At 63.9% G+C, this 20431-nt stretch carries 23 protein-coding genes and 2 tRNA genes; 18 read left to right on the top strand and 7 right to left on the bottom strand.

Translation table 11 applies throughout. The features are described from left to right. Positions 1-31: 31 nt before the first annotated feature. The 4 genes from AAC014_RS16900 to AAC014_RS16885 all read left to right on the top strand — a co-directional run bounded on the left by AAC014_RS16900 (position 32) and on the right by AAC014_RS16885 (position 2902). Positions 32-1423: a glutamine synthetase family protein gene (locus AAC014_RS16900; protein WP_339710867.1), complete on the top strand. Its 1392-nt coding sequence runs from the start codon at positions 32-34 to the stop codon at positions 1421-1423. Between the two features lie 176 nt (positions 1424-1599). Beyond that, positions 1600-1806 (top strand): cold-shock protein, encoded by a 207-nt coding sequence (locus AAC014_RS16895; RefSeq protein ID WP_121053057.1) that lies wholly within the window; start codon positions 1600-1602, stop codon positions 1804-1806. 78 nt (positions 1807-1884) lie between these two features. After that, complete coding sequence (locus AAC014_RS16890; RefSeq protein ID WP_339710864.1) at positions 1885-2217, top strand: DUF6481 family protein; 333 nt, start codon at positions 1885-1887, stop codon at positions 2215-2217. Then, entirely contained in the window at positions 2186-2902 is a 717-nt protein-coding gene (locus tag AAC014_RS16885; protein WP_339710963.1) for a hypothetical protein, read from the top strand. The genes AAC014_RS16890 and AAC014_RS16885 overlap by 32 nt, the downstream gene beginning before the upstream one ends. 3 nt (positions 2903-2905) lie before the next feature. On the opposite strand, the gene AAC014_RS16880 is transcribed toward AAC014_RS16885, so the two are convergent. Then, positions 2906-3811 carry a LysR family transcriptional regulator gene (locus tag AAC014_RS16880; protein ID WP_197723630.1) on the bottom strand — a complete coding sequence of 302 codons (906 nt, stop codon included), beginning with the start codon at positions 3809-3811 and terminating at the stop codon, positions 2906-2908. A gap of 186 nt (positions 3812-3997) precedes the next feature. Here AAC014_RS16880 and AAC014_RS16875 point away from each other — a divergent pair, with 186 nt between their 5' ends. From AAC014_RS16875 to AAC014_RS16830, 10 genes are all read left to right on the top strand, one after another. Then, complete coding sequence (locus tag AAC014_RS16875) at positions 3998-5107, top strand: spermidine/putrescine ABC transporter substrate-binding protein (protein WP_339710859.1); 1110 nt, start codon at positions 3998-4000, stop codon at positions 5105-5107. Between the two features lie 27 nt (positions 5108-5134). After that, positions 5135-6037 (top strand): ABC transporter permease, encoded by a 903-nt coding sequence (locus AAC014_RS16870; RefSeq protein WP_339710856.1) that lies wholly within the window; start codon positions 5135-5137, stop codon positions 6035-6037. Next, complete coding sequence (locus AAC014_RS16865) at positions 6034-6882, top strand: ABC transporter permease (RefSeq protein ID WP_339710853.1); 849 nt, start codon at positions 6034-6036, stop codon at positions 6880-6882. The genes AAC014_RS16870 and AAC014_RS16865 overlap by 4 nt, the downstream gene beginning before the upstream one ends. 5 nt (positions 6883-6887) lie before the next feature. After that, positions 6888-8012, top strand: a complete 1125-nt coding sequence (locus tag AAC014_RS16860; RefSeq protein ID WP_339710850.1) for an ABC transporter ATP-binding protein — start codon at positions 6888-6890, stop codon at positions 8010-8012. Next, on the top strand, positions 7976-8431 hold the full coding sequence (locus AAC014_RS16855) for an SEL1-like repeat protein (RefSeq protein WP_339710848.1): 456 nt from the start codon (positions 7976-7978) through the stop codon (positions 8429-8431). Before AAC014_RS16860 ends, AAC014_RS16855 begins: the two co-directional genes overlap by 37 nt. Positions 8432-8535: 104 nt before the next feature. Continuing rightward, entirely contained in the window at positions 8536-9966 is a 1431-nt protein-coding gene (locus AAC014_RS16850) for a gamma-aminobutyraldehyde dehydrogenase (RefSeq protein ID WP_339710845.1), read from the top strand. Between the two features lie 2 nt (positions 9967-9968). Further along, the gene (locus tag AAC014_RS16845) at positions 9969-10709 is read left to right on the top strand and encodes a gamma-glutamyl-gamma-aminobutyrate hydrolase family protein (protein ID WP_339710842.1); all 741 of its coding nucleotides are present in this window, start codon (positions 9969-9971) and stop codon (positions 10707-10709) included. Beyond that, positions 10706-12088 carry an aspartate aminotransferase family protein gene (locus AAC014_RS16840; RefSeq protein ID WP_339710840.1) on the top strand — a complete coding sequence of 461 codons (1383 nt, stop codon included), beginning with the start codon at positions 10706-10708 and terminating at the stop codon, positions 12086-12088. Before AAC014_RS16845 ends, AAC014_RS16840 begins: the two co-directional genes overlap by 4 nt. Positions 12089-12101: 13 nt before the next feature. Beyond that, positions 12102-13544 carry an NADP-dependent succinate-semialdehyde dehydrogenase gene (gene gabD, locus AAC014_RS16835; RefSeq protein ID WP_339710837.1) on the top strand — a complete coding sequence of 481 codons (1443 nt, stop codon included), beginning with the start codon at positions 12102-12104 and terminating at the stop codon, positions 13542-13544. A gap of 162 nt (positions 13545-13706) precedes the next feature. After that, positions 13707-14183, top strand: a complete 477-nt coding sequence (locus tag AAC014_RS16830) for a hypothetical protein (RefSeq protein WP_339710835.1) — start codon at positions 13707-13709, stop codon at positions 14181-14183. Positions 14184-14377: 194 nt separating this feature from the next. Here AAC014_RS16830 and AAC014_RS16825 read toward each other — a convergent pair. From AAC014_RS16825 to AAC014_RS16815, 3 genes are all read right to left on the bottom strand, one after another. Continuing rightward, positions 14378-14454 (bottom strand) — tRNA-Arg (locus AAC014_RS16825). Between the two features lie 28 nt (positions 14455-14482). Next, positions 14483-14761: an ETC complex I subunit gene (locus tag AAC014_RS16820; RefSeq protein ID WP_339710832.1), complete on the bottom strand. Its 279-nt coding sequence runs from the start codon at positions 14759-14761 to the stop codon at positions 14483-14485. A 65-nt stretch (positions 14762-14826) separates the two neighbouring features. After that, a complete protein-coding gene (locus tag AAC014_RS16815; RefSeq protein WP_339710960.1) occupies positions 14827-15843 on the bottom strand; it encodes a polyprenyl synthetase family protein in 1017 nt (338 codons plus the stop codon). Positions 15844-15947: 104 nt separating this feature from the next. Here AAC014_RS16815 and AAC014_RS16810 point away from each other — a divergent pair, with 104 nt between their 5' ends. After that, positions 15948-16247 (top strand): chorismate mutase, encoded by a 300-nt coding sequence (locus AAC014_RS16810; protein WP_339710829.1) that lies wholly within the window; start codon positions 15948-15950, stop codon positions 16245-16247. A gap of 73 nt (positions 16248-16320) precedes the next feature. After that, positions 16321-16396 (top strand) — tRNA-Ala (locus AAC014_RS16805). Between the two features lie 22 nt (positions 16397-16418). Here AAC014_RS16805 and AAC014_RS16800 read toward each other — a convergent pair. Beyond that, the gene (locus tag AAC014_RS16800) at positions 16419-17231 is read right to left on the bottom strand and encodes a phytanoyl-CoA dioxygenase family protein (RefSeq protein WP_339710826.1); all 813 of its coding nucleotides are present in this window, start codon (positions 17229-17231) and stop codon (positions 16419-16421) included. Position 17232: 1 nt separating this feature from the next. Beyond that, complete coding sequence (locus AAC014_RS16795; protein ID WP_339710823.1) at positions 17233-17847, bottom strand: DUF4126 domain-containing protein; 615 nt, start codon at positions 17845-17847, stop codon at positions 17233-17235. A gap of 49 nt (positions 17848-17896) precedes the next feature. On the opposite strand from AAC014_RS16795, the gene AAC014_RS16790 reads away from it, so the two are divergent. Beyond that, positions 17897-18667, top strand: a complete 771-nt coding sequence (locus tag AAC014_RS16790) for an NUDIX domain-containing protein (protein ID WP_339710820.1) — start codon at positions 17897-17899, stop codon at positions 18665-18667. Positions 18668-18675: 8 nt separating this feature from the next. Here AAC014_RS16790 and AAC014_RS16785 read toward each other — a convergent pair whose 3' ends face one another. Beyond that, positions 18676-19506: a class I mannose-6-phosphate isomerase gene (locus tag AAC014_RS16785; protein ID WP_339710818.1), complete on the bottom strand. Its 831-nt coding sequence runs from the start codon at positions 19504-19506 to the stop codon at positions 18676-18678. 187 nt (positions 19507-19693) lie between these two features. Between AAC014_RS16785 and AAC014_RS16780 the strand changes: the two genes are divergently transcribed. Continuing rightward, a partial coding sequence (locus tag AAC014_RS16780) for a hypothetical protein (protein WP_339710815.1) occupies positions 19694-20431 on the top strand: 738 nt, incomplete at its 3' end.

Raw genomic sequence — 20431 nt, 5'->3', positions numbered from 1 at the left:
GAATGCCTCTCAAGCCTTATGGAATAGACCCATGACCAAGCCGCCCCTCGCCTCCAACAAGATCGCCGATGTTTCGGAGGCCCGCGCCTTTTTCGAGGCGAATCCCGATATCGATGCCGTCGATATCATCTTCACGAACATGTGCGGCGTGCCGCGCGGCAAGCGCCTGCGCCAGCACGAGGTGATCGCCGTCTACGAGTCCGGCCGTTTCCTGCCCGGCTCGGCCGTCGTCGTCGACATCACCGGGCGCGACACCGAGGAGACTGGCCTCGTCTGGGAGGACGGCGACGCCGATCGGTATGTGAAGCCAATCCCCGGCACGCTCGTCCGCGCGCCCTGGCTCGGCGAGAACGCTGGACAGTTCCTTACCAGCTTCTACGAGCTTGACGGCACGCCGAACGATCTCGATCCGCGCCATGTGCTCGGCAGCGTCATCGATCGGCTTGCGGCGGATGGGCTCACGCCTGTCGTCGCGGTCGAGCTTGAATTCTTCCTGCTCGATATCTCGGGCGGCACGCCACGCCCCGCAAAGGGCCTGCTCACCCCGCACCGCTCTGGCGACAATCAGGTCTATGGCCTGCGCGAGCTCGAAGACTTCAAGCCGTTCTTCGACGATCTCTACGCCGCGTGCGACGCGCAGAACATTCCGCTCGAATCAGCGATTTCCGAATACGCCCCCGGCCAGTTCGAACTGACGCTGCGCCACAAGCCCGATGCGCTCCGCGCCACCGACGACGCGGTCATGTACAAGCGCCTCGTGAAGGGCGTTGCCGTCAAACACGGCCTCGAAGCCACGTTCATGGCGAAGCCTTTCGCGCACGAGGCCGGCAACGGGATGCACCTCCATATCTCGATGGCCGACGAAAGCGGCGCCAACGCCTTTGCCAGCGAAGACCCCGAAGGTGCGCCGATCCTGCGCCACGCCATCGGCGGCATGAAGGCCGCGCTCGGCGAATCGATGGCGATCTTCGCGCCCAATGCAAACAGCTACCGCCGCTTCAAGGCGAACAGCTACGCGCCGGTCGCGCCGACGTGGGGCGTCAACAACCGCACGGTTTCGCTGCGCATCCCGGCCGGCTCGCCCGCCTCGCGCCATGTCGAGCACCGCGTCTGCGGCGCCGACGCCAACCCTTACCTCGCTGTTGCCGCCGTCCTAGCCGCGATGCACCACGGCATCACGAACCGCACCGACCCCGGCCCCGCCGTCGTCGGCAACGGCTACGAGGATGAGGCGAGTGCGGGCGTGAAGCTTCCGAACAACTGGTTCGCGGCAAACGACGCCTTCGAAGCTTCGCCGCTGATGAACGATTATCTCGGGCAGCGCTTCGTCAAGAACTACACCATCTTGAAGCGCACGGAGATGGCGCGTTTCTACGGCGAGGTCACGCAGCTCGACTACGACTGGTACCTGCGCAACGCCTGAAAAGGCGCACGTTTTGCGCTTCCGGAGATTTTGGGTTATAGCTCCACCCGCTGACGTCGCGAGCGACGGATATCGGGCCGAGATTCGGTCTCTTTTGTCCCTGCCTAGCCTTACAGAAGCCGGGAAGCATCGCTGTTGATGCGTTCCCGTCAAACATTGGGCCAAAGGATACCCATATGATCACCGGAACCGTAAAATTCTTCAATGCAGACAAGGGTTATGGCTTCATCGCGCCGGAAACGGGCGGAAACGATGCGTTTGTCCATATCTCGGCGGTCGAAAAGGCCGGTCTTCGCACGCTCGACAAGGACCAGCGCGTTTCCTACGAGCTGGAAACCGACCAGCGCGGCAAGACCTCGGCAGTCAACCTCCAGGTCGCCTGACGCGTATCCGGGCGGGTGTCCCCAGCGGGGATACCCGCCCGATCGTCCAACCCACCACTGGATAGAGCTTCACCAAATATGACGTCGTTCAAGGTTCCGAGTTTCCAGGATCGTGCCGCCCTCGCCAAACAGGCGAAGCAAAAAGCCCTCGAAAAGTTGAAGGCCAAGCCTCCGGTTGATGAGGCGACGCTCGCAGAGCGCAAAGCCGCGCGTCTTGCCCGCGAAGCCGCCGAGGCGGAAGAACGCGCCGCGCGCCGCGCTGCGGAGGCCGCCGCCAGGGCCGAGCGGGAAGCGCAGAAGCGCGAAGCCGCACTGACTGCTGCCGAAACCGCACCCGCTCTTACCGAGGCTGAAAAGAAAGCCGCGCGCGATGCGCGCTATGCTGCCCGGAAACAGCGCGCAAAACGCTGATCGTCCACACGTGCTCCCCCGCCTTCTGATTGACACCGCGAAGATCCCCGGTGGCGGCGAGCTTCGCCTGATCCAGCGCGGCACGGAGTTCTCCATCATGCTCGGTGCAAACGAGCTGATGAACAGCCGCCTCAAGGGCTCGGAAGAAGCACTTGCCTCGCTGTCATGCGACAAGATTCTGCCGCGTCCGCAGCCGCGGATGTTGATCGGCGGTCTCGGCATGGGCTTCACGCTTAGGGCCGCGCTCGCCAAACTTCCGGCAGACGCGTCGGTCACCGTCGCAGAGTTCGTCTCCTCGGTCGTGGCGTGGGCGCGCGGGCCTATGGCGCATATCTTCGACGGCTGCCTCGACGACCCTCGCGCCACGGTGGCCGTGGAGGATGTCGCGGACCTGATCGGCGACGTACGATCGCACTACGATGCCATCCTGCTCGACGTGGACAACGGCCCCGACGGCCTCACCCACCCGGACAACGACCGGCTCTACAGCCGTAAGGGCCTGATCGCCGCCCGCGAGGCGCTCCGCCCCGGCGGCGTGCTCGCCGTATGGTCCGCCGCACCGGACCACGCATTCAAGAACCGGCTCATCAAGGCGAACTTCGAGGTGGAAGAAACCGTCGTCCGCACGAATGGTGAACGCCGCGGTGCCCGCCACATCATCTGGATCGCGAAGCGGCCTTCCTGAACTTTACCGCCGGTGCTCGTGCACCGTCTCCATGAACAGTGTCGCGGCCTCGCTGTGCCGCGTCAGGCGTCGCCAGGCGATGCCGATGTCCACGGTGGGCAGGCTCTCGCGTGTGCGCTTGGCTATGATCCTGTCGCCTTCCAGGCTCCACGGCCGATAGACGAGATCGGGAAGCAGCGTGATCCCCGCCCCCGTACCCACAAGGCTACGCACGCCTTCCATCGAGGAGGTGCGATAGGCGACGCGTGGCGGATGATCGAATTTGGACCAGATGCCGTCGATCAGACCTTCGAGCTCGTCGAGTGTGAGGGCGATCACCGGCTCGTTCTCGAGGTCGGCGAGGCTGAGGCCGTCGACGTCCGACAGCGGGTGCGAGGGGGCGACCCATGCGCGGCATTCGGAGCGGAGCAACACCTCGTGGTCGATCGCGCTGCGTTCTTCGAGGTTGCTCACCATCAGGACGGCGAGATCGAGTTCGCCGTTGATGAGCAAGTGTTCAATGTAGTCGCGGCGCTCTTCGACGAGCTGGACCTCGATGCGGGGAAACATACGCCTGAAACGGGACAGCAGGTCCGAGAGGAAATAACCCGTGACGACCGGCGTGACGCCCACGCGGACGCTGCCTGCGGTCAAGTCCTGTTCGCGCCCTACCCCGCCCTGCATGTCGGCGATGGCGTCGATGATCGAGCGAGCGTGGCGGAGGAACTGGTGCCCCTCGCGCGTCAGCGTCACGCCTTTGGCGTGGCGGTGGAACAGCATGACGCCGGTTTCCGCCTCCAGCGTGCGGATCGCGTCCGTCACCGCCGACTGCGAAATGCCGACCGCGCTTGATCCGCCGGAGACAGAGCGCGCCTCTGCGACGGCTATGAAATAGCGGATCTGCCGGAACGTGATGTTCATCTCTGCCATCGGTTTTTTCGATACCTCACGGTTTGCATAATGCATTTGCACGCGTGGCGGTAGAAGGTTTTGATGACCCTCGGGAGACTGAGGGGCTTGCGGCCGAGCACGGCTGCGTTAGCATCCACCGAGCGCCGTCAGAGCGTTGAAGTCCGGGGATGATCGCTGGCGGGCGACGAACGGGAGACAGGGACCATGAACAGCTTCGACAGCATCCGCAAACGCATCGGCCGCCGCTCGCTTCTGCAAGGGCTCGGCGCCGCTGCCATCGGCATTACCTTCACCGGCGCGCTCGCTGGTTGCGAGAAAAAGGAGGGCGGCAAGGCCTCCACCGGCGAGGAGCCCAAGCTCAACTTCTACAATTGGGACACCTACATCGGCGAAACCACGCTCGACGATTTCAAGGATACGTCGGGCATAGACGTCAACATGAGCCTGTTCGCGACCAACGACGAACTCTTCGCGAAGCTGCGCGCGGGTAACCCCGGCTTCGACGTCATTGTGCCCTCGAACGACTTCGTGGAGCGCATGGTGCAGGCGGACATGCTGATGCCGCTCGACCATGCGAAGATCCCCAACATCGCCAACATCGGCGCCGACTTCAAAGATGTCGCCTACGATCCGGGCTGCAAGTTCTCGATGCCCTACACATGGCTGACGCTCGGCATCGGCTACCGCAAATCGAAGGTGGACGGCGTGCCGGACAGCTGGAAGTGGCTGTTCGATTCGGACAAGTACAAAGGCCGCATCGCCGTGCTCTCGGAAGCCGGCGACATGTTCCGCCTCAGCGCCAAGTATCTCGGCCATTCGGTGAACGGCGTCACCCCTGAACTCGTCCAGCAGATCGAGGCGATGCTCATCAAGCAGAAGCCCAATATCAAGGCGTTCCACGAGGACAACGGTCAGGACCTGCTGCTGTCGGGCGAGGTCGATCTCGTTCTCGAATACAACGGCGATATCGCGCAGATCATGGCCGAGGATGACGACATCGATTTCGTGCTTCCGAAGGAAGGCAGCCAGCTCAATTCGGACACGCTGTGCATCCCGAAGGGTGCGCCGCATCCTTTGAACGCGCACGCCTTCATCAACTATCTGCTTGATGCCGAGGCCGGAAAGAAGATCAGCGAATACATCCTCTACCCGACGCCGAACGAAGCGGCGAAGGCGCTGATGCCTGATGATTATAAGAACAACCCGGTCATCTTCCCGCCCGCCGAAGCACTCGCGAAGTGCGAGTACGCCGCGTACGACGGCAAGATGCAGCCTATCTTCGAGGAAGCCTTCACCCGCGTCCGCGCGGCCTAGCGAACAGCGGCGCGAGGGGGGCGCGAGATGCAGGACTGGAAGCTGAACCGGGCGACGTTCGCAAGCATCGCGAGCGTGCCCATTCTTTGGCTTATCCTCTTCTTCATCGTCCCCCTCGGTCTCGTCTGGCTCTATAGTTTCGGCCGCAACGTCGGCCTCACCGAAATCGATATCAGCGGCACGTTCGCCAATTATGCGCGCGCACTCGAACCCCTGTATCTCGGCATTTTCGTCAAATCCGTGGGCGTCGCGGCGCTTACCACGGTCATCTGCCTCGTGGTGGGTTTCCCGGTCGCGCTCGCTATCGTCTTCGCGACACCGAAATGGCGCCCGTGGCTGCTGCTCGCGATCATGCTGCCGTTCTGGACGAACCTCCTCATCCGCACCTATGCGCTGATGGCGGTGCTGCGGAGGGAAGGCTACGCGAACCAGACCATCGGCTGGATGTGGGACAAATGGAGCGGGCTGATGACCTTCGCCGGTCTCCAGCCGCTCGGAACGTTCGAGCCGCTCCCGCTCCTTTACAATAATTTCGCGGTCGTCCTCGGCCTCGTCTACGTCCACCTGCCGTTCATGGTGCTGCCGCTCTACGCGGCGCTCGACCGGCTCGACAAATCGCTCATCGAAGCGAGCCTCGATCTTGGCGCCGGACACGTCCGCACGCTGCTCAGCATCGTGGCGCCGCTTGCCGCGCCGGGCATCATCTCGGGCGTCATCATCACGTTCGTGCCCGCGCTCGGCGCGTATCTGACGCCAGACCTCCTCGGCGGCACGGACAGCCAGATGATCGCCAACGTGATCGAGCGTCAGTTCAAACGCGCCAATGACTGGCCGTTTGGCGCGGCGCTGTCGTTCCTTCTGATGTACGCAACCTTCATCGCCATCGCGTTCCAAGCCATGAAATCGCGCCAGGCGGAGCGCCGCCAATGAGCCTCTTCAAAGCCCGCGTCCCGCTCGCCCCGCTCGAATACACGAAGCGCCTGTGGATGCGCGCGTGGGTCGGCGTCGTGCTGTTCTTCCTTTATGCGCCGCTCATCACACTCGTCGCGTTCAGCTTCAACGACAGCAAGCGCAACATCGTGTGGCGCGGCTTCACGCTCGACTATTACGAGAAGGCGCTGAACAACGACTCGCTGATGATCGCGATGGGCAATTCGCTCACCATCGCGTTTCTCAGCACCATCGTCAGCGTCGTCCTCGGCGCGCTCGCCGCCGTGATGCTCTGGCGCTTCCGCTTCCCGGGCAAGACCGCGACCGAAGGCGCCATGGCGCTGCCCATCGTCGTGCCGGAAATCTGCATGGGCGTCGCGATGCTGGTGTTCTTCGCGAAGATCGGCTTCCCAACGGACCTTCCGTGGCCGCTGAGCCTCGGCGCGATCATCATCGCGCACATCACCTTCTGCTTTCCGTTCGTCACGATGGTGGTGCGTTCGCGCCTCACCAGCTTCAACCGCGAGGAGGAGGAAGCCGCGAAAGACCTCGGTGCCAGCGAATGGCAGGCGTTCCGCGATGTGCTGCTGCCGCACATGAAGCCGGGCCTCGTTGCCGGTGCGCTCCTCGCCTTCACGCTCAGCCTCGATGATTTCGTCATCACCTTCTTCACCAGCGGGCCGAACACCATCACCTTCCCGGTGAAGGTCTATTCGATGGTCCGCTTCTCGGTGACGCCGGAGGTGAACGCCGCCTCCGCTCTGCTCATCGCGCTCACCGTCATTCTCACGACCATAGCCCTGAAGGTGCAAAGCCGGATGGGCGGAACCCCGCAAGGCCACTGATTCCCATGGCGACCGCACCCAAACAGCCCATCATCAGCATCCAGAACGTCACCAAGCGCTTCGGCGCGGTGGCGGCGGTGGACAATGTCTCGCTCGATATAATGCCCGGCGAATTCTTCGTGCTGCTCGGCCCTTCGGGCTGCGGCAAGACCACGCTGCTACGCATGATCGCCGGCTTCGAAGTGCCGACGGAAGGCCGCATCGTCATCGACGGGCAGGACATGGCGCACGTGCCACCAAACAAGCGCCCGGTGAACATGGTGTTCCAATCCTACGCCGTGTTCCCGCACATGACGGTGACGGAGAATGTCGGCTACGGCCTGCGCATCGCGCGCGTCCCCTCGTCCGAGATTAAATCGCGCGTCGAGGAAGCGCTCGCGCTCGTGAAGCTCGACGGCTTCGGCGGCCGCCGTCCCGATCAACTTTCGGGCGGTCAGCGCCAGCGTGTCGCGCTTGCCCGCTCGCTCGTCATGCGCCCGAAGGTGCTGCTGCTCGACGAGCCACTCTCGGCGCTCGACGCGAAGCTGCGCGCGGCGATGCAGTTCGAGCTTGCCGATCTTCAGGAGCAGGTTGGCATCACCTTCGTCACGGTGACGCACGATCAGGACGAAGCACTCTCGATGGCGGGCCGTATCGCCGTCATCAACAGGGGGCTCGTCGCCCAGCTCGCCACTCCGTCCGACCTCTACGAATTCCCCACGAATCGCTTTGTGGCGGACTTCATCGGATCGGTGAACCTGTTCGACGGCCGACTAGTGGTAGATGAGCCTGACAGGGCTGTCGTCAACGCCCCGGAGATCGGCCGCATCTATTTGAACCACGGCGTCACCGGCCCCCACGATGCGAATATCCATGTCGCGCTCCGCCCGGAAAAGATCGCCATGATTCCCGAAGCGAAGGGCAAGCCCAGCGCCCCTGAATGCCCGGAAGGCGACAACATTGCCCACGGCCAAATCCGCGGCATGTCCTATCTCGGCGACATCACGATCTACGAGGTGAAGCTCGATTCGGGCCGCGTTATCCGCGTCTCCCGCCCCAACCTGTCGCGCTACGATCAGGAAGATTTCACCTGGGATGACAAGGTCTGGCTTTCGTGGCACGGATCGAGCCCGGTGGTGCTGCTATCCTGAATCGGCGCACAGTCCTGCCGCGCCATCATCTTTCCATCGCTGTCGCAGCTCTGCTCGTGGGCTGCGCCGTTGATCCCTATGCCGATATCGCGCTGCAACCTGGCGCGGCGTCGCCCTTGGTCCAGGAAGAGGCCAGGCGCGCAATGGCGGGGGACAAATACGCCCAACTCGCGCTTGGAAAACGCTTTGAGGCGGGGCTCGGGGTTCCACAAAGTTATCGCAAGGCGAAACGTCTGTATGAACAGGCCGCTTCAGATAGTGGCGGCATAGTGTGGGTCTATTCGCCGCCCGTGGGGAAAGAAAAGACCGGGCGTACAGTCCCGATAAATACCGGTCCCAAGGTCGCCGGCCTGCCCGAAGCGAAAGCGTGGCTCGCAGGGATGCGAGCCAGAATCATCGCACGCGAGGATTTCCGCTAAGCTATCGGGAAAACCGATAGGTAGTATGTATCATTTCGTATTTCCGATGAGGCGGCCCCATCCCTATCGTCCGGTCGATCTCTCACGCGGAAAGCCGATCCCTCATGACCGACCGGACCAGCCAGTTTATCGACGGACACGCCCTCGACGGCGAAGACGCGCACGAGCCGGTTTTCAATCCGGCGACAGGCGCCACACTCGCCACGTTGAACAGTGCAAGCCGAGCGCAGGTCGATGCCGCCATTGCTTCCGCCGAGCGCGGTTTCGCGGTTTGGTCAGCAATGTCGCCCAAGGAACGCTCGCTGAGGATGCTCCGTATCGCCGACAGGATCGAGGCGCGGGCGGATGAATTCGCCGAGCTTGAAATGCGCAACTGCGGCAAGCCGATCGGCACCGCGCGCGCCGTCGACGTGGGCAACACCATCGACGTGTTCCGTTTCTATGCGGGCGCAGCGCGCGCCATCCCCGGTCAGGCGGCGGCTGAATACAAGCCCGGCCACACCTCGATGATCCGCCGCGATCCCATTGGCGTCGTCGTCGGCATCGCGCCGTGGAACTACCCGCTGATGATGGCATCGTGGAAGATCGCGCCTGCCATCGCCGCGGGCAACACCGTGGTGCTGAAGCCCTCCGAGCACACGCCGCTGACCGCGCTGCGGCTCGCCGAAGTGTGCGCCGAGTTTCTGCCCGCGGGCGTCGTCAACGTCGTTACAGGCAACGGGCCGAACGTCGGCGCGCGCCTCGTCGCGCATCCGCGCGTGCGCATGGTGTCGCTTACAGGCGATGTCGCAACGGGCCGGAAGATCATGGAAGCCGTCGCCCCCACCATCAAGCGCACGCATTTCGAGCTCGGTGGCAAGGCACCCGTGATCGTGCTGGCAGATGCGGACATCGCTGCGGCGGTCGAGGCTATCGCGGAAGGCGGCTATTATAATGCCGGTCAGGACTGCACCGCCGCCTGCCGCGTCTATGCCCATGCGAGCATCCACGACCGGCTAGTCGCCGAACTTCAGCGCGCGGTCGAGGCGATCCCGATGGGTGACCCGTCTGCGCCCGGCACCGCGCTCGGCCCGCTCATCACCGCCCGCCAGCGCGACCGCGTGGACGGCTTCGTCGCCCGCGCCGCCGCCGATACGGATGCGGAGGTCGTCACCGGCGGCGCGGCGCCGGACGGCCCCGGCTTCTTCTATCAGCCGACGCTCGTCGCGGGCGCGAAGAACAGCGACGAGATCGTGCAGAAAGAGGTGTTCGGCCCGGTCGTCTCGGTCACACGCTTCGATGAAGACAGCCAGGCGCTCGACTGGGCGAACGACAGCGAATACGGCCTCGCCTCCTCGGTATGGACGCGCGATGTCGGCAAGGCCGCGGCGTTCGCCGCGCGGCTGCAATACGGCGTCACGTGGATCAACACGCACTCGGTGAACGCCACCGAAATGCCGCACGGCGGCGTGAAGGCGTCGGGCTACGGCTCCGATCTTTCGGTCTACAGCCTCGAACACTATCTCGCGACGCGGCATGTCATGATAAAGCACTGAGTATGACTACAGCCCGCCCCGTCCTTGGTATTATCTGCTGCAACCGTATTGTCGGCACCGAGCCGGCGCAGGCGGTGATGGAGCGCTACGTACGCGCAGCGATGACCTATGCCGATGTTGCGGCGCTGCTGATCCCCGCCCTGCCGGACCTGATGACCGCCGCAGAAGTCGCCCCGCGTCTCGACGGGGTGCTCCTCACCGGCAGCCCCTCGAACATCGAGGGCAGCCGCTATGCCGATGAAGGCGGCGATGGCCCGTTCGATCCCGGCCGCGACGAGATCGCACTGTCGATGGTGGATGCGATGATCGGGCGCGGGCGTCCCGTGTTCGGCATCTGCCGCGGCTTTCAGGAAATCAACGTCGCGCTCGGCGGAAGCCTTCGCCGCGACACCTCCGCAAGCGACGATCTCATCCACCATCACGCACCGGACGACGTTTCGTTCGACGCGATGTTCGATCACCGCCACCGCGTCGATCTCGTCCCCGGCGGCATCCTCGCGCGCACCTACGATACGCCGTCACTCGATGTGAACTCCGTTCACTTCCAGGGCATAGGCCGCCTCGCCGATAGCCTGAGCGTGGAAGCGACCGCACCGGACGGGCTCGTCGAGGCCTACTCGGCGACCATCGGCAAATCGCCCGTCGTTGCCGTCCAGTGGCATCCCGAATGGCACCCGGAAGCAAACCCGGACAGCCAGATCTTCTTCAAACTTCTTGGCCAGACTCTCAGGGGAACAGCATGACCGCCGTCCGCAAGAACTACGACATTCCCGCGCTGCGCCGTCTCGATGTCGCGCACCACCTGCCCGCGCAGCAGGATTACAAGTTGATCGAGGACATGGGCGGCAGCCGCATCGTGACGCACGCTGAAGGCTGCTACATCACTGACGGCGACGGTAACCGCATCCTCGATGGCATGGCGGGACTCTGGTGCGTCAACGTCGGCTACGGCCGCGAAGAGCTTGCAGACGTCGCCGCCGAGCAGATGCGTGAGCTTCCCTTCTACAACACCTTCTTCAAGACCGCGACACCGCCTACGATCGAACTCGCGGCGAAGATCGCGGGCCTCACCGGCGGCAAGCTCCAGCACGTGTTCTTCAACGCCTCGGGCTCCGAAGCGAACGACACCGTGTTCCGCATGGTGCGCCACTACTGGCAGGTGAAGGGTGAGCCCAGCCGCAAGATCTTCATCAGCCGCTGGAACGCCTATCACGGCTCCACCGTCGCGGGCGTCAGCCTCGGCGGCATGAAGGCGATGCACGCGCAAGGCGATCTCCCGATCCCCGGCATCGAGCATGTCCGCCAGCCCTACTGGTTCGGCGAGGGCCGCGACATGGAGCCGCGCGAATTCGGCAAGCTCTGCGCGCAGGCGATCGAGGACCGCATCCTGCAAGTCGGCCCCGAGAACGTCGCTGCGTTCGTCGGCGAGCCCGTGCAGGGCGCGGGCGGCGTCATCATCCCGCCCGAAGGCTACTGGCAGGAAGTCGAGCGCATCTGCCGCAAGTACGGCATCCTCCTCGTCGCGGACGAGGTGATCTGCGGCTTTGGGCGCACCGGCGAGTGGTTCGGCCACCAGACGCTCGGCTTCACGCCCGATCTCGTCCCGATGGCCAAGGGACTCTCCTCGGGCTATCTCCCCATCTCGGCGGTCGCGGTGTCGTCGGACGTCGTGGACGTGCTCAAGACCGGTGGCGATTTCGTCCACGGTTTTACCTATTCCGGCCACCCGGTCTGCGCGGCCGTCGCGCTCCGCAACATCGAGATCATCGAACGCGAGAACCTCGTCGGCAAGGTTCGCGATGATGTCGGCCCCTATCTGAACGCCGCGCTGAAGCGCCTCGACGACCATCCGCTCGTCGGCGAAACGCGCTCGATCGGCCTGCTCGGCGGGGTTGAGATCGTCGCGGACAAGAAGACAGCCGCGCGCTTCGGCGGCAAGGAAGGCAATGCCGGCCCGGTCGTGCGCGACTTCTGCATCGAAAACGGCCTGATGGTGCGCGGCATTCGCGACACCATCGTCATGTCGCCGCCGCTCATCATCTCACGCCAGCAAATCGACGATCTGGTTGACATCATCCGCCGTTCGCTGGATTTGGCCATGCCGAAACTGAAAGCCCTGTAAAAGGAGAGCCTCCATGACCCGTTCGCCGCTGCTTCGCGAAGCCTGCTACATCGACGGGGAATGGGTGAAGGCAGACAGCGGCGAGACGATAGAGGTCACGAACCCGGCCACCGGCGAGGTTCTCGGCACCGTTCCGAACTGCGGCGCTGCGGAAACGAAGCGCGCCGTGGAGGCCGCAAACCGCGCGTGGCCCGCATGGCGCGCGAAGACGGCGAAGGAGCGCGCCGTCATCCTCCGCCGCTGGTACGAGCTCATCATGGCCAATCAGGAGGAACTCGCCCGCCTGCTCACGCTCGAACAGGGCAAGAGCCTTGCCGAAGCACGCGGCGAGATCGCCTACGGCGCCGCGTTCATCGAATGGTTCGCCGAGGAAGGAAAGCGCCTCTACGGCGACGTTATCCCCGGCCACATGGCGGACAAGCGCATCGTCGTGCTGAAGCAGCCGATCGGTGTGGCCGCCGCGATCACGCCGTGGAACTTCCCGAACGCGATGATCACGCGCAAGGCCGGCCCGGCGCTCGCCGCCGGCTGCCCCATCGTGCTGAAGCCCGCCACCGAAACGCCTTATTCCGCCTTCGCGCTCGCCGTGCTGGCCGAAGAGGCGGGACTTCCGAAGGGTGTGTTCAACGTGCTGACCGGCAAAGCTTCGGCGATTGGCGGCGAACTGACCTCCAATCCCATCGTGCGCAAGCTGTCTTTCACCGGGTCCACCGAGATCGGTCGCCTGCTGATGAAACAGTCCGCGGATACCATCAAGAAGCTCAGCCTCGAACTTGGCGGCAACGCCCCCTTCATCGTGTTCGACGATGCGGACGTGGACGCTGCCGTTGTCGGCGCCATCGCCTCCAAGTACCGCAATTCGGGCCAGACCTGCGTCTGTTCGAACCGCCTTTACGCGCAGGCCGGGGTTTACGATGAATTCGTCGAGAAGCTCGCCGCGGCCGCTGCGAAGCTCAAGGTCGGCAGCGGGCTTGAAGACGGGACCGAACAGGGCCCACTCATCAACGAAGCCGCTGTCGAGAAGGTCGAGGAGCACATCGCCGACGCCACCGGCAAGGGCGCGAAGATTCTCGCCGGCGGCAAGCGCCACGCGCTCGGGGGCTCGTTCTTCGAGCCGACCGTGCTCGCGAACGTCACGCAGGACATGCTTGTCGCACACGAAGAGACCTTCGGGCCGCTGGCCCCCGTCATCCGCTTCGAAACCGAAGAGGACGCCATCGCGATGGCGAACGACAGCGAGTTCGGCCTCGCCGCTTATTTCTTCTCGAACAACCTCTCCCGCGTCTGGCGCGTGGCGGAGGCGATCGAGTCGGGCATGGTCTGCGTCAACTCGGGCATCCTCTCCACGGAGGTCGCGCCGTTCGGCGGCGTCAAGCAGTCCGGCCTCGGCCGCGAAGGCTCGCGCTACGGCATCGATGAATATGTCGAGATGAAGTACCTCTGCCTCACCATCTGAGGCGGCGGAAACATTTCGTCCAATAGGCGTTTAGGTTCAGTGCATTGACCCCAATGCAACACCTGAACGCCGGCCTCCCGAACGGAGCCGGCGTCTTTTTTGGCGCTCGGCTTCACCTGCGGTTCAGGCGCTTCATGGCCCACTGGACTGCAGGAGAAGGCCATGAATACTATTCGAAGAGGCGTAACGAGCGCACTTGTGCTGCTGTCTGCAGTCGCCCTCGGCGGCTGCATGTACGACGGATACGGCAGAGCGGGCGTTTCGGTTGGCCACGGCGGCTACTACGACCGCTACGGCTATGATTATCCCCGCTACGGCTATGGCTGGTACGATGGCTATTATTACCCCGGCAGCGGTTACTACGTGCTCGACCGCGCAGGAAAACGCCATCGCTGGAATGCGCGGCAACGCGATTACTGGATGGAGCGCCAACGCGATCGTTATGCCGGTCATCGCGATCGGCACGATGGAAAGTGGGACCGGTCCGACCGTCAGAAATGGCGTGATCGCGATCGGGATCGACGCGTGAACGCCGATCGGGGTCGCGAAAGCCCGCGCATGACAAGGCCGGACCGCGACCGTGGCGATTGGCGCGATCGCCGGGATCGTCGTGGCAATTCGCGAGAGAGGTCGGACTAGCGGCGACGGCGAGCTATTCGCCCCGTGTCACGTCGTCCGCGCCCGTGCGGCGCCTGTGGTCGCTGAATTTCTCCCCGTCGCGACGCTCGGTGCGATGGCCGTTGACCTTCCAGGGCTTGCACATCTTGCAGCCCGCACGACGGTTTCTGGGCCTGCCGCGTTTGTGATTCATGCGGAATACCTTCAGAAAATCATGGCGCGCCCGGCAGGATTCGAACCTGCGACCCCAAGCTTAGAAGGCTCGTGCTCTATCCAACTGAGCTACGGGCGCCCGCGAGGGGCCTTAGCGCAAATGCGCGCTATTTGAAATTGTCGGCGTACGTCTGGATTTTCAGGTGGTGCGTGCGCGGCGGCAGCACCGTGTAGGCAAAACCTTCGCGCTCGGCATACGCCTTGGCGGCTTCTGCGCTGTCGAAGCGCAGCGTCAACTGGCGGCGCGTGTCGGCGGAGCCTGCCCAGCCGGTGAGCGGATCGGGGCGCTGCGGGTCCGCGCGCTCGAACTCCAGCACCCATTCCTGCATGCGCGCCTTGCCGCTCTGCATCGCGTTCTTGGGGCGCTGGTAAATCCGGGCAGCCATCTGTCCTCGTCCTTGAAAGCTCTCGGGAACGCCAATGGCGCAGCCGCGGGCCGCGCGTCAAGCGCTCAGAATGCCCGCGCGATCGCGAAACGCACGGTTTCGGTAAGCGCAACCTTGGCGCTGCTTGCCGGCATATCGGCGATGGCATCGATGGCGAGTTCGCCATAGTGCCGCGCGCGCGCCAACGTATCAGCGATCGAACCTGATGTTTTCAGCCTCTCGATCGCTTCGGCGAGGTCTTCGTCGGACTTGCGGCGGCCTTCCATCGCGTCGCGCCAGAAGCGCCGCGCCTCGTCGTCGCCGCGGCGATAGGCGAGGATCACGGGCAGCGTCAGCTTGCCTTCGCGGAAGTCGTCGCCTTGCCCCTTGCCCATGGTTTCGGCGTCGGACATGTAGTCGATCGCGTCGTCCACGAGCTGGAAGGCGATGCCGAGGTTGCGGCCGAAGCTTTCAAGCGCGGCCTCGCACGCCTCGTCGCGCTCCGCGACCACGGCGGCGATCTGGCAGGCGGCGGCGAACAGCACCGCCGTCTTCGCGGTGATCACCTGCAGGTATTTTTCCTCGCTGGTTTCGATCTGGCGCGCGACCATCAGCTGGTCGACCTCGCCCTGCGCGATCACGGCGGAGGCGTTCGAAAGGATCTTGAGGACGCGCAGCGAGCCGTCTTCCACCATCAGCTCGAACGCGCGGCTGAACAGGAAGTCGCCGACAAGCACGGTCGCCTGGTTGCCCCAGATGAGGTTCGCCGCCTTCTTGCCGCGCCGCAGGTCCGATCCGTCCACCACGTCATCGTGGAGCAATGTCGCGGTGTGGATGAACTCCACGCTCGCCGCGAGCTTGTGGTGCCGTTCGCCCGAATAGCCGAGCAGGCGCGCGCTCGCGAGCGTCAGCATCGGCCGCAGGCGCTTGCCGCCGCCCGAAATCAGATGCCCCGCGAGCGCCGGAATCACCGCCACCGGGCTTTGCATCCGGTCCAAGATGATCTGGTTCACGGAATTCAGCTCGGGCGCCACCAGCTGCATCAGCCCGTCGATGGACGGTGCGGGCTCTGCCGGATTCAACCTGTGTATGTTGGCGCTCACGACTCTGACTTGTCCCATGACGTTTCCGCTGTCATTCGTCCATGCTACATCCACGGCGCTTTGTCACCGCGCCACATCGACGCGCCGACGTTTTGGGGAGCCTGATGACCGACGACCGCTCAGATGACCGCCTCGCTGCATACCGCAGCAGTATCGACAACATCGATGCAGCGCTCATCCATATGCTCGCCGAGCGCTTCAAGATCACGCAGGCCGTGGGTGAATACAAGGCCGTCGCCGGCCTCCCGCCCGCCGATCCGGACCGGGAGGCCCGCCAGATCGCGCGGCTGCGGAAGCTCGCCGCCGATGCGAAGCTGGACGAGGAACTGGCCGAAAAGTTCCTTCGCTTCATTATCGAAGAGGTGATCCGGCACCACGAGCGCATCAAGAACGAGCAGGCCTGAAGGCGATTTTCAAACGCCGCGCAAACCCCGTTGCATCGGCGGGAAGGCATCGTTATAGAGCGCCGTCCGGATCGGGGCTGTAGCTCAGATGGGAGAGCGCTGCAATCGCACTGCAGAGGTCAGGGGTTCGATTCCCCTCAGCTCCACCATCCGGATTTCCTGTTTTTCCCATCAATCGACGTAGTGCGGCGCCGGCCGTTCGCGCAATTGGTCGTAGTGAACGAGCGCGGGTTCGGGACCCAGCCGAACGGGTTCGCCGTCTCGAAACGCCCATTCGCCGCGGTCGCAATCGGCGGCGCGGACGTAGCCGTTGATGTAGAAGCGCCGGTGGTGATCGGCACGGTTCGCGCCCGATCCGTGCACGAGATAAGGGCTCCACAGCGCGAGGTCGCCGGGTTCGAGATCGAGGTCGATGAGCCCCGAGGGATCGAGGCCGAGCGCGACGAGCGTTTCTTCGGCGGCGGCATTATCCATGACCGCGCCTGCGATTTCCATATCCAGCGCACCGAGCCGGTGGCTGCCGGGCAGGATACGCATTCCGCCCGAGCGCGCATTGTGCGGATCGATTGCGAGGCCGGTCTGCACGTAGCTCGCGCCGAGATTGCGGTAAGCGTCCGGCGGGCGCCGGAAACGCGAGTCCTGATGGAAGGCGAAATCGCCCTTCCCGCCCGGCCGCTTCCAGTGAATCTGGTTAATGATCTGTTTGATGTCGCCGCCGATCACAGGGCCGAGCAGCGCTGCGAAGCGCCGGTCGGTGCGTGCATCGTCCAGCACGTCGCTGCGCCACGATGGCCACTGCGCCATGCGCACGTCGCCGTCCGCGATCTTGTAGAAGAGATTGCCGTGACGGAAACTGCGCCCATGCGCAGCGGCTTCCGCGTGTATGCCGTCGATCGCCGCGCCGATGCGTTCGATGTCGGTAGGCGAAAAGAACTGCCGGATGATGGCGTAACCATCCCGGGTATAATCTTCCATGAAGGTCATTTCAGAGTTTCCGCAGCACCACGTCGATGCGCTTCAGGATGCGCCAGCTTGCGTAAAGAAGAAGTAAGGTTACCGCGAGCAGCGACACCGCGACGATCCCCGCGAGCACCGGATCGACAAGTGTGAGCGTCAGCCCGCCGAGGGTGAGCATATCCTCCACACCCGAAACGATCACGTTCGAGAACGGTTCCGGGCTTGCGTTCACCACCGCGCGTCCACTTGCCTTCGCGCTGTGGCTAACGAACGCCGCGCCGCCGCCCAGCAGGAATGCCGCCACCTGCCATGCAGGGTCTCCCGCATCGACAACGGCAAGCGCGATGAGCGCCCCGCCGAGCGGCCGGATCGCGGTGTGAATCGCATCCCAGATGCTGTCGAGCCATGCGATCTTGTCGGCGAAGAATTCCACGACGAGACCGATTGCGGCAGCGCCGATCACCCAGGGACTGGCAAAAACATCGAGGCTTTGAAGATGCTGCGGCAGGTCAAGGAGGCCGAAACGCATCCCGAGCCCTGCGGCGAACACGGTGGCATAGAGCCGCCATCCCGCGAGCAGGCTAAGGCTGGCGGCGACACCGAGCAGTTCGATCGGGCCCATGCGCGAGAAAATGATAGGCATTGCCCCGCTTGGCAAGCGGGCATTGCGGGTCCACATACGCCGCATGTCTATGAACGACGAAGCCAAGCCCGCCGCCACGCTGATCCTTCTGCGCGAAGGCTACGGCACACCCGAAATCTTCATGCAGACCCGCGCGAAGACGATGGGTTTCGGAGCGGGGATGATCGTCTTTCCGGGCGGCAAGGTGGACGCGCACGATGTGGATCTCGCCGCGTCGCGGCTCGTTGCGAGCCGCCACGATCTCGATCTGGAAGAGGTCGCAGCGCGCGTCGCCGCGGTTCGCGAGAGCTTCGAGGAGGCGGGCGTTCTGCTCACGCACGGGCCGGAAATCGCACCGCGCGACTTCATCGAAGCGCAGCCGGCGATCGCTTCGCGCGCGCTGTCGTTTTCCGATTTCCTCGCGCGTCACGATCAGCAGATCGATCTCGACGTGCTCTTCCCCTTTGCGCGCTGGGTGCCGCCGCCCGGTCTTCACGGCAAGCGTTACGACACGCGCTTCTATCTCGCGCGCCTTCCCGAAGGGGCAAGCGCCGGTCACGACGGCAACGAGGCGACCACCTCGTGGTGGATCACGCCGTCTGAAGCGATCGCGCGCGCGGATCGTCAGGAAGCCGAAGTGATGTTCCCCACGCGCCGCAATCTCGAACGCCTCGCGCAGCACGGGAGCATTGACGCGCTCATCGCGCACGCGATGGAAACGCCGATCGTCACCGTGCAGCCCGAGGTTCGCATGTGCGACGACGGGCCGCATCTCTGCATCCCGGAAGGCATCGGCTATCCGGTAACGCGCGAGCCGCTGGAGACCGCGCGCCGCGCGTAACCCTGTTTTCAGAATTCCAGGATCGTCGCGACCTCGCCGCCGGGATAAGAGACGAGGAGGTCGCTGCCGGGCACGGCTTCGAGATCGGCGTCGCCTTCCACGAGCAGCGTCTCGCCCGACCGTGCGTCGCCCGCGCGGCCATCGATCACCGTGATCCAGACGGGCCGATCGCGCGGTGGGCGCAGGTGCAGGCGCGCGCCGGTGCGCCAGCGTTCCACGACAAATTTCCCGCCCGCCGACAGCAGCGTCCGCCCCCGGGAAAGGTCGTGACGTTCATCCGAAACGAAGAACGGATGTGCATTCGAAACCGCGACTCCCTCGTCGAGGTGGAGCTCGCGCGGACGTCCATAATCATAGAGTCGATAGGTGAGGTCGACGTTCTGCTGGATCTCGACGATGGTGACTCCGGCACCGATCGCATGGACCGTCCCGGCTGGTGAATAAATAAAATCACCCGCCTTCACCGGCTTCCAGTCGATCAATTGTTCGATCGAACCGTCGATGGCAGCGTCGCGCAATTCGTCTGCAGACATCGAACGCACCGTGCCGAGCCCGACCGTGCCGTGGGGTTCGGCGGCAAGGACGAGCCAGGCTTCATCCTTCCCGCGCGCATAGCCGGCGGCGCGTGCCGCGTCGTCGTCCGGGTGCACCTGCACGGACAATCGCTCGCTCGTGAACAGGTATTTTATAAGGAGTTCAGGGTCGCGTCCGTCGGGAGTCTCGAACCAGATCTCTCCAATCTTTTCATCACCCTCCGGGACGTCTTCAAAGAAAGGTGAGAGATGCCGCCGGCCCCACGGCTTCTCGATGCGGCGTGTTATCAGCTTGGTGACCGTCATCGTATTCCTGCCTCCACTCAGTCATGTTCCGGCAGCGTCTGCGAGAGCGGGTCCGCCTGCCGGGAAACATTCGCCTAAACTATCGCCGCGTTCGATGCCGAGCTTTGCAACCTGATCTTACCGAGCGCGTTTCAGTTGCTATACATCATCGGCCCTCAGCACCGAATGCGCCTTCAGAAATCGTGTCTTGCGTTTTGCCATGACTAATTCCATCAAGAATATGGCAATTATTACGAACTATCTGCGCGTTGGTAGTTTTTCAAATTTTGTGGACATGTTAGCGTCCTCCATCCGTCAATGGGAGATCATGATGGCGAAGAAGAAAGAAACGGTAGCGAAGGCGAAGAAGCCTAAGAAGGTTAGCGCTGCCAAACCGGCTGCGAAGAAGCCGGCTGTGAAGAAGCAGTCGACCGGTCAGGATTTCGGTGAACATCTCGCCGCCGCCGGTGCACAGTTGCAGGCGCGTGCGGAAGCGATGTTCGGACAGTGGCTCGATCAGGCGTCGTCGACGCTGCGCAAGAGCGGCGTGCAAACCTTTGTCGACGACATCAAGTCGCGCGCCGGCTTCGAAAAGATTGCCAAGGAACTCGCCAGCAACGTCGCCAACGAGATCACGAAATTTGCGGCGTCGACGAACATCGGCGCCAAGGTTGCGCCGAAGGCGAAGCCTGGTCCCAAGCCGAAGGCTAAACCCGGTCCGAAGCCGAAAGCTGCTGCTGCGAAGCCCGCGGCCGCTGCGCCCGCCAAGCCCAAGGGCAAGCCGGGTCCGAAGCCCAAGATCGCTGCTGCGAAGCCGGCCGTGAAAGCACCGGTGAAGCCGAAGGGTAAACCCGGTCCGAAGCCGAAGGCTGCTGCCGCGAAGCCTGCAGTCGCTGCGCCCGCCAAGCCCAAGGGCAAGCCGGGTCCGAAGCCGAAGACCGCCGCT

This window comes from uncultured Sphingosinicella sp. (assembly GCF_963974575.1).
GTDB lineage: Bacteria > Pseudomonadota > Alphaproteobacteria > Sphingomonadales > Sphingomonadaceae > Sphingosinicella.
The sequence above is the reverse complement of the archived record's forward strand: the minus strand, read 5'-3'. Positions and strand labels throughout refer to the sequence as shown.